A 9,443-nucleotide genomic window follows, 5' to 3' on the forward strand; every position below is an offset into this window, starting at 1 on the left:
GGCGCAGACTGGGCCCACGACGGAAGGTTCCCTCATGACCCTCAGCGAAGCCCCCGCCGGCGCCCCTGCCGCCGACCCGGCCGACATTCGGCCCATCGACCTCGCCGACGACGCGATCGCGCTCGTCCGCCGTTGGCTGGAGGCCAGCCGTGCCGAACCGGTCGATGCGTCGGCCCAGCGCCTGGCCGGGGTGCTCCGCGACCCGAACGGTCTCGCCTTCACCGTGGGATTCGTCGACGGGGTGGTGCGGCCGGACGACACCCGCGTCGCCGCTCGCAACCTCACGGCGCTGACGCCGCTGATTCCGGGATTCCTGCCCCTCCCGCTGAAGGCCGCCATCCGCCTCGGCGCGCTGGCGGCCCCGATCGCCCCGCGCATCGTCGTGCCGATCGCCCGCACCGTCCTGCGCGCAATGGTGCGTCACCTCATCGTCGACGCGACGGATCGGAAGCTCGGCCCGGCCATCGAACGCATCCGGAGCGCGGGCGAAGGAACCCGACTCAATGTCAACCTCCTCGGTGAAGCCATCCTCGGTAAGAAGGAGGCCGCACGCCGTCTTGCGGGCACGCGCCGCCTGCTGTCCCGGGATGATGTGGACTACGTCTCCATCAAGGTCTCCTCGACTGTCGCGCCGCACACCCCGTGGGCGTTCGAGGAGGCGGTGGCGGATGCGGCCGCCGCTCTCCGCCCGCTCTACCGTGACGCTCAGGAGGGACGGAAGTTCCTCAACCTCGACATGGAGGAGTACAAGGACCTCGACCTCACGCTCGCGGTGTTCATGCGGATCCTCGATGAGCCGGAGTTCCGCGACCTGGAGGCCGGGATCGTCCTGCAGGCCTATCTCCCCGACGCCCTTGGCGCGATGATGCGCCTTCAGGAGTGGGCGGCGGACCGCGTGGCCTCTGGCGGGGCGGCGATCAAGGTCCGCGTGGTGAAGGGCGCGAACCTCCCGATGGAGCGGGTCGACGCCGACATTCACGACTGGCCCCTGGCGACATGGGAGTCCAAGCAGGCATCGGATGCGTCGTACAAGGCCGTCCTCGACTACGCGCTCCGCCCGGAACGCACCGCGAACATCCGCGTCGGCGTCGCCGGCCACAACCTGTTCGACATCGCGCTGGCGTGGCTGCTCGCCGAACGCCGGGGCGTCGCTTCCGGCATCGACGTCGAGATGTTGCTCGGCATGGCCACCGCCCAGGCCGCGGTCGTGCGCCGCACTGTCGGGTCGATCCTCCTCTACACGCCGGTCGTGCACCCGAAGGAGTTCGACGTCGCGATCGCGTACCTCATCCGCCGGCTCGAGGAGGGCGCGTCGGCGGAGAACTTCATGTCGGCCGTGTTCGATCTCGATAGCGACGCGGGTCTGTTCGCCCGTGAACGCGACCGGTTCCTCGCCGCTATCGCGGCCATGCCCGATGGGGTCCCCGCGCCGCACCGCGTGCAGGATCGCACCGCCCCGGCCCTGCCCGCGCGGGCACCCGGATTCGACAACGCCGCCGACTCCGATCCGGCGATCGCGGCGAACCGCGGCTGGGCCGACGGCATCCTCGCCCGCATGCAGACCTCGACCCTCGGCACCGAGACGGCGGATGGCCACGTTCTCGCCGACGAGGCCGCCGTGGATGCCGCGATCGATGCGGCCGTGACGGCGGGCGAACGCTGGCGGGCGCTGGGCGCCGATGGTCGTGCCGAGATCCTCCACCGCGCCGGCGACATCCTCGAGCGCCGCCGCGCAGACCTCATCGAAGTCATGGGGTCGGAGTGCGGCAAGGTCGTCGAGCAGAGCGATCCGGAAGTGTCGGAGGCGATCGACTTCGCGCACTACTACGCCGAACAGGGTCGCCGGCTCGGACAGGTCGACGGCGCGACGTTCACTCCGGCGCGGCTGACCGTCGTGACGCCGCCGTGGAACTTCCCCGTCGCCATCCCCGCCGGTTCCACCCTCGCCGCGCTCGCTGCCGGCAGCCCCGTGATCATCAAGCCCGCACGCCAGGCACGACGTTCGGGCGCCGTCATGGTCGAGGCGCTCTGGGAGGCCGGTGTGCCCCGCGATGTGCTGACCTACCTGCAACTCGACGGTCGGGAGTTGGGGCGACGGCTCGTGTCGCACCCTTCGGTCGAGCGGGTGGTCCTCACCGGGTCGTACGAGACCGCCCAGCTCTTCCGCTCGTTCCGACCCGACCTCCCGCTCCTTGCTGAGACGAGCGGCAAGAACGCGATCATCGTCACCCCCAGCGCCGACCTCGACCTGGCGGCCAAGGACGTGGCGTTCTCCGCCTTCGGGCACGCGGGTCAGAAGTGCTCCGCCGCATCCCTCGTCATCCTCGTGGGATCCGTCGCCACCTCCGACCGCTTCCGCGGGCAGCTCGTGGACGCGGTCACCTCACTCGAGGTGGGGATGCCGTGGGAGCCCGCGAGCCGCGTCGGGCCCCTCATCGGGCCCGCCGACGGCAAGCTCCTGCGGGCGCTCACGACGCTGGAGCCCGGCCAGCGGTGGCTGGTGGAGCCGAAGAAGCTCGATGCCGACGGCGCGTTGTGGCGCCCAGGGATCCGCGATGGCGTGCAGGCGGGGTCGGAGTTCCACCTCACCGAGTACTTCGGGCCGGTCCTGGGAGTCATGACCGCCGCCACGCTCGACGAGGCGATCGATCTGGTCAATCAGATCGACTACGGGCTCACCTCGGGGCTGCACTCCCTCGATGACGCCGAGATCCAGACGTGGATGGGGCGGATCGAGGCGGGCAACGCGTACATCAACCGCGGCACCACCGGCGCGATCGTGCGGCGCCAGCCGTTCGGCGGCTGGAAGAAGTCCGTCGTGGGCGCGGGGACGAAAGCGGGCGGTCCCAACTACCTCACCGGCTTCGGGGCGTGGACGGATGCCGCGCCCCCAGCCGTGCAGGCGCACGTGCGCCCTGACGGGTTCGTGTCTGCGGCCCTGGCTGCCGTGCCCGCCAGCGACCGCGGCTGGCTGTCGGCCGCGCTCGCCAGCGACGCCCTCGCATGGGCGGACGAATTCGGCACAGCCCGCGACGTGTCGGCGCTGGCATCGGAGCAGAACGTCTTCCGCTACGCGCCGGTTCCGGTGACGATCCGGTTCGAGCAGGCCGACGAAGTTGCGCTCGTACGGACCGCCGCCGCCGGGATCCGCGCCGGTGCTGCACTCACGGTGAGCACCGCGGCCGGCCTCTCGCCGGCGGTGCGCGCCTGGCTCGAGGGCGCCGGGGTCTCCGCGCGGGTGGAGGACACCGCATCCTGGTGCCGCCGTGCGGCCTCCCTCGGCCTCCGCGGCGGACGCGTGCGGCTGCTCGGGGGTTCGGCGCGGGAGTTCGCGGAAGCGACGGACGGATCGCCCGCGGTCGCCCTGTACACCGGACCGGCCGTGACCGCGGGGCGGATCGAGATGCTGCCGTACCTGCGCGAGCAGGCGGTGTCGATCACCGCGCACCGCTTCGGCACCCCCCGTCGCTACCCGGTGCCGGCAGCATCCGGGGGTGGGCGATAACCGTGCGGGGGATGGACCGGATCATCCCCAGTACGGCGGGCGCGCCGCGACCCTGAGAGACCGCGTGCCAGGATGGAGCGACTCCCGAGGAGAGGTACCACCATGACCACCCCCCAGCATCCGCCCCAGCAGGCACCGGCTCAGGCCGGTCGCAATCTTCTGCGTCTGGCCATCTGGGTCGCCATCGGCGCGCTCATCGCTGCTGCCATCGTCTGCGTCGTCTGGGTGCTGATCGGCCCGGAGAACGACATCATCGGACGCGCGTTCCTGACGATCCTGCTGCTGGCCGCCTTCGCCGGCGCCGCGATCCTCGACGTGCACCTCTCCGCGCGTCGGCCGCCGTGGTTCCAGCTGACCAGCATGATCACGTGGGTGGTGGCGCTCCTGGTGGGAGCGTTGCTCATTTGGATGCCGACGGAGGAATACGGCTTCGAGGGCTTCACGCGCTTCGTGTCGTTCTTGCTCGTCGTGCTCATCCTGCAGCTGGCGCTGCTGCACGTGCGCCTCTACCTGAAGTCACTCAGCCGTCACCTGACCGCTTTCACGCGCACGCTCGCCGGTATCACCGTCGGGCTCGTGATCGTCCTCACCGTCATGCTGATCCTGCCGCTGACCTTCCACGAGTTCATCGACTTCCGCGATCTGTACTGGCGGATCGTGGTGGCGATCACCATCCTCGCCGCTGTCGGTACGGCACTGATCCCGCTGATGAACGCGCTCTTCGCGCCGAAGGCTCCGCGACCGGTCTCCCCGCCCGTGCAGCAGTCGGCGCTTCCCCCGTGGCCGACGTACGGCGATGGCGCGACTCCGCTGCCGATGCTCCCGGACGGATCGCCCGACTGGAACGCGTACTACACCGGCTACCCCACCTACGGGCAGCAGCCGCAAGCCGCACCCGCTCAGCAGCAGCCGGCCTCGCAGCAGCCGAGCCTGCAGCAGCCGCCGGTGTCCCCGCCGCCGCCGCCCGCACCACCGCATCCCGGTTTCGAAGGGTATCCGCCGCCGCCCCCGGCGCCGCGCTGACCCGGGTCCGTCCCGACGCGAGGGCGAGGTGAACGGCCTCAGCGCTCGCCGGCGGGTGCGTTGCGGGCCCAGCTCTCGAACTCGACTTGCACGGCGTCAAAGAAACCCGTTTTCCCCCGCGTGTAGTCGTCGTAGTCGGGCTTGCCCGTCTCCCGCTCGCTCAGTTGGCGTTTGACCGCCTCGTATCGAGCCCTCTGGTCGGGGTGTGCCCGCAGCCAGTCACGGAACCACACCGTGTACAGGCCCCAGGGGGAGTCCGCTCGGCGCACATGCAGGATCGCCTGCTCGCCCTGGTGCCAGAACAGGGACTTCTCCCACACCAGGGGCTCCGCGGCGAGAGAGCCCCTCGGCACGTCGCGGTACACGCCCGGCGAATCGGGGCGTGATCCTCGCGCTCGCTCATATCCGAGCGGAGCGAGGCGCGCGATGAGGTCGGGATCGGCGGGAAGCGGCGAGATCCGCACCTGCAGGTCGACGAGCGGCTTGGCCGGGAGGCCAGGCACCGAGGTGGAGCCGATGTGATCGAGCGCGGCGTCCGCCGCGCCCTGCAGGCCCTCCAGGGCGCTCCTCACTCCTCCGAGCAGGCGGAACGCTGTCCTGGCCCACTCGGGGTCGTAGTCAGCGAGTGCGGCGGGGTTCCTCGGCTTGCTCACGCGGTCGAAGGTAATCCCGCCCGCCGCCGGGGGCAAAGTCGGACAGCCGATCAGAGGTTGAGCAGCTCCAGCGCCGCCATCGCGGCGTTGTGCCCGCCGATCCCGCTGACTGCCCCGCCGCGCTGGGCGCTCGACCCGCACACCAGGATGCGGGGATGCTCCGTGGCCACGCCCCAGCGCTCGGCGGGGCTGGTGGGCTCGGCTTCGAGCCAGGGCCACGACAGCGGACCGTGGAAGATGTCGCCGCCTGACATCGCCAGGTCGTCCTCGAGATCGGCCGTGGTGCGCGCCTCGATGCACGGCTGGCCGTCCGCCGTCTCGTAGATGCAGTCGGCGAGCGGCTCGGCGAGCACCGAATCCACACTGCGTTGTGCGGCGCCCAAGAGTTCGACACGGGCGGCCGCCGCATCCTTGCCGGCGAGGAGACGGTGCGGCACCTGAAGACCGAAAAGCGTGAGCGTCTGCGCCCCCTGGGCTTGCAGCTCGGGGCCCAGGATCGACGGATCCGTCAGCGAGTGGCAGTAGATCTCCGCAGGCATAGGCTCGGGAACGACGCCGGCCACCGCCGAGGCGTACGCCGCGTCGAGCTGAGTCATGGTCTCGTTGACGTGGAATGTACCCGCGAACGCTGCTTCAGGCCGCACGTTCTCGTCACGCAGCCTCGGCAGGCGTCGCAACAGCATGTTGACCTTGACCTGGGCGCCCTCGGCCTGCGCCGCCGCATCCACGTCGGCGCCGCCGTCCCGGAGGAGGCGCACGAGCACGTCGTGTCCGACACCGCTGAGGACGACGCGTCCGCGGAGGTTCTCGCCCTTCCGGTCATCGACGTGGACATCGCCGTCGGGGGTGATGGCAGTGACGCGGGCGCCGGTTCGCACCTCGGCGCCGGCCACGCGAGCGGCTCGCTCAAGCTCGTCGCTCACGCGCCCCATCCCGCCCACCGGCACGTCCCAGTCGCCCGTTCCGCCTCCGATCACGTGATACAGGAAGCAGCGGTTCTGGCGCAGCGATGGGTCATCCGCCGCCGCGAAGGTTCCGATGAGGCCGTCGGTGAGGGCGACGCCCCGCGCGATATCGGTCTCGAGCGATGACCGCAGCGTCAGCCCGAGGGGCTTGTCGACCATGTCGCTCCACAGTGCGTCGTCGTCCACGCGCTGCTGCACCTCGGCGGTGGTCGGCAGGGGCTCCGTCATGGTCGGGAAGATCGCCCGCGCCAGCGGTGAGATGCGCCCGTAGAACGCCGCGAAGCGTTCCGCTTCGGCGGCATCGCCCGAGGTGCGGAGGAAGGATGCGGCGGTGGACTCGTGGTCGGCGGTGTCGACCAGGATGCCGCGCGACGGGTCGGCCGGATCGGGGGTGTAGGAGGAATACCGGCGGCGGCGGAGGTCGATGTCGAGCTTCAGGTCACGGATGATCTGCCGGGGGAGCAGGCTCACGAGGTAGGAATACCGCGACAGCCGGGCGTCGATTCCCTCCCATGGGCGCTCCGACACGGCAGCGCCGCCGACGTGTTGGAGCTGCTCGACCACCACGACGCTGGCTCCCGCCCGGGCGAGGTACGCGGCGGCCACCAGCGCGTTGTGGCCGCCCCCGACGATGACGACGTCATGCGTATGGCCCGGGATGCGCGCGCTCATGCGTCTACGGTAGCCGGGGCGCCCGCGGCCGCCGCTAGCGTGGAGTCATGACCCTCACCGCAGATCTGCTGGAGCTCGCCACCGAGATCGCCCGGGAGGCGGGCCGGCTCGCGCAGACCCGGCGAGCGGAGGGCGTCACGGTGGCTGCGACGAAGTCGGCGCTGGCCGACATCGTCACGGAGGCCGACCGCGAGGTGGAGGCGCTCATCCAGTCGCGGTTGCGCGCGGCTCGCCCCGCTGACGGCTTCCTCGGGGAGGAATCGGGCGGTCGCGCCCGTGAGTCGGAGATCACGTGGGTGGTCGACCCCATCGACGGGACGGTCAACTACGCGTACGGCCTCCCCGCGTACGCGGTCAGCATCGCCGCCGTCGGAGGGGATCCCGATCCGGAGACGTGGACGGCGCGCGTCGGTGTCGTGTACTCGCCTCCGACGGAAGAGCTCTTCTCCGCATCGCTGAACGGTGGAGCCTGGCTCGGGGAGCAGCGGTTGCGCGTGAACGCCGACGTCGGCCCGGCCGGAGCCCTCATCGGCACCGGTTTCGGGTACGACCCCAGCACCCACGCCGCCGCATTGGATCAGATCGCGCGGGTCATGCCTCTCGCACGGGACCTTCGTCGGGGTGGCGCAGCCTCCCTCGATCTCGCCTCCGTGGCCGCGGGACGCCTCGACGCGTACTACGAACGGGGGCTGCAACCGTGGGATCACGCTGCCGGAGCGCTGCTCGTTCGCGAGGCCGGAGGCCTGGTTTCCGGGGCTCCCGGGGGTCGCCCCGGCCGGGGCATGACGATTGCTGCGTCGCCGGGCGTCTTCAACGCGCTGTCCGAGGTGCTCGACTATTGACCCGTGCCGGGGCGGCCCTGCACATGGCTTTCTCAGTCGCCGCGAGGTAGTGTTTATCCGATCGTTACCTTTACCGCCCGAACGGTGGGGGTGGCCAACGCTGTACTGACCGATGCCGTCGCGCCTTCGCGACACGACCCGGAAGCCACTACGTCTTGACCGACTCCCGCCCGGCTGCGCCTGCCTCCCCACGGTGGACCAGCCCGACTCCTGACGCGCCAGCGAACGGAGCCCCTCCGCTGACGCGTGCAGAACTGCGACGACGCGCCCAAGCGCAAGCCGCGGCGGCCGTGAGTCCGGAGTTGCCGGCGGCCCGCGAGGTCCGGGGGCGACCTCTGACCGAGACCATCGGGTCGACGGATGCGATCGAGCTGACGGTCGCTGTCGAGGACCTGCCCGACCTGGCTCCTGAAGCCCTCGCGCTTCCCGCCCTGCCCGCCGAGGTGGCCCTCGTCGTCGAGACGACCGCCGCGGCGGTGGAGACGACTCCGGTCGCTCTTCCGACGTCGCCGATCGCGTTGCCCCAGGTGCGCGCGCGCCGGACACCGCCCGCCGCTCCTGCCCCGGTGGACGAGTCGCTGGCGGATGAGGATGACCGCGATTTCGTCGACGACGTCCACGCCGCCGCCGAGCGTTCCTCGCCGGGCGAGGATGGCGCGTTCGATGAGTTCGAGGCTGCCGCCCGGCTGTTCGCGTTCACCGGTGAGACGCCCGTGCAGGTGGCCGCAGCTGCGCTGCGAGACGAGGAAGAAGAGGCGCCCGCCGTCTCCGAGGGAGCGCAGCATCGCCGGGGTTCGTCGTTCCGGCGGGCGGCCGCCGCATCCTTCTCGGTCGGGATCATCGGCGTCGTCGGTCTCCTCACCGTCGGGCTGACCACGCCGGCCGAGGCCGTCGCGGCTGTGCAAGGCGGAACGGCAAATCTCAGCACGCTGGCCGCAGGCGCTGTCGCCGCGGAGGACGAAGAGATCCAGGTGTACGTCGCGCCTGCTGAAGTGAAGAACGAGGGCGTCGAGCGCCTCGACCACTTCACCACCACCACGTTCGCGGAGATCGCCGCGGAATCCGGCATCTCCAACTTCTCCAGCTTCTTCGTCAACGACCCGACCTCGGCGATCCAGTGGCCGTTCGCGGTGGGCGTGCCCATCACCTACGGATACGGCATGCGCTCCGGCCGGATGCACGAGGGCATCGACTTCGTGCCAGGGGCAGGGGCGCCGGTCCAGGCGATCGCCGATGGAACAGTGCGGATCGCGACGGAGTCGGGCGGCGCCTTCGGGGTGACGGTCGTCATCGACCACGTCGTCGACGGCGAGCTGATCTCCAGCCGCTACGCGCACCTGCAGTACGGCTCCCTTCAGGTCGAGCCCGGCCAGCAGGTCACCGTCGGCACCTTCATCGGCCGCACAGGAAACACCGGTCGCTCATTCGGCGCGCACACGCACTTCGAACTGCTGGCCGGCGGAACGAGCGCGGTGGACCCGCTGCCGTGGCTGCGTCAGCACGCGGGCGGCTGACCGGCGTCAAGCGAGGCCCAGCGCTCTGGTATTCTCGTTGAGTTGCCCGGGGAACGCCGGGCGCGCCCCGATAGCTCAGTGGTAGAGCACTTCCATGGTAAGGAAGGGGTCGTCAGTTCAATCCTGACTCGGGGCTCGAAGCATCCATGCGGATGCGTCGCGGCAGGGTAGCTCAGTTGGTGAGAGCGCACGACTCATAATCGTGAGGTCGCGGGTTCAAGCCCCGCTCCTGCTACAGGTCCTCTTTCCCAGTCGCTGATTGGGGAGAG

6 protein-coding genes and 2 tRNA genes are annotated in these 9,443 nt (G+C 70.6%); 6 read left to right on the top strand and 2 right to left on the bottom strand.

Going from position 1 to position 9,443, the window contains the following annotated elements; all coding sequences use genetic code 11:
• Nucleotides 1–34 precede the first annotated feature (34 nt).
• Entirely contained in the window at nt 35–3,505 is a 3,471-nt protein-coding gene (locus tag AC4FS1_RS16360) for a bifunctional proline dehydrogenase/L-glutamate gamma-semialdehyde dehydrogenase (protein WP_491156763.1), read from the top strand.
• Between the two features lie 102 nt (nt 3,506–3,607).
• Entirely contained in the window at nt 3,608–4,528 is a 921-nt protein-coding gene (locus AC4FS1_RS16365; RefSeq protein ID WP_491156764.1) for a hypothetical protein, read from the top strand.
• Nucleotides 4,529–4,566: 38 nt separating this feature from the next.
• Here AC4FS1_RS16365 and AC4FS1_RS16370 read toward each other — a convergent pair whose 3' ends face one another.
• The gene (locus tag AC4FS1_RS16370) at nt 4,567–5,181 is read right to left on the bottom strand and encodes a GrpB family protein (RefSeq protein WP_491156765.1); all 615 of its coding nucleotides are present in this window, start codon (nt 5,179–5,181) and stop codon (nt 4,567–4,569) included.
• A 50-nt stretch (nt 5,182–5,231) separates the two neighbouring features.
• The gene (locus AC4FS1_RS16375) at nt 5,232–6,818 is read right to left on the bottom strand and encodes a phytoene desaturase family protein (RefSeq protein ID WP_491156766.1); all 1,587 of its coding nucleotides are present in this window, start codon (nt 6,816–6,818) and stop codon (nt 5,232–5,234) included.
• 47 nt (nt 6,819–6,865) lie between these two features.
• Here AC4FS1_RS16375 and AC4FS1_RS16380 point away from each other — a divergent pair, with 47 nt between their 5' ends.
• The 4 genes from AC4FS1_RS16380 to AC4FS1_RS16395 all read left to right on the top strand — a co-directional run bounded on the left by AC4FS1_RS16380 (nt 6,866) and on the right by AC4FS1_RS16395 (nt 9,409).
• Nucleotides 6,866–7,660: an inositol monophosphatase family protein gene (locus AC4FS1_RS16380; RefSeq protein ID WP_491156767.1), complete on the top strand. Its 795-nt coding sequence runs from the start codon at nt 6,866–6,868 to the stop codon at nt 7,658–7,660.
• Nucleotides 7,661–7,950: 290 nt separating this feature from the next.
• Nucleotides 7,951–9,174 (top strand): M23 family metallopeptidase, encoded by a 1,224-nt coding sequence (locus AC4FS1_RS16385; RefSeq protein ID WP_491156768.1) that lies wholly within the window; start codon nt 7,951–7,953, stop codon nt 9,172–9,174.
• A gap of 64 nt (nt 9,175–9,238) precedes the next feature.
• Nucleotides 9,239–9,310, top strand: a tRNA-Thr gene (locus tag AC4FS1_RS16390).
• A 25-nt stretch (nt 9,311–9,335) separates the two neighbouring features.
• Nucleotides 9,336–9,409 (top strand) — tRNA-Met (locus AC4FS1_RS16395).
• Nucleotides 9,410–9,443 lie beyond the last annotated feature (34 nt).

The organism is Microbacterium sp. Z12_35 (assembly GCF_058310475.1).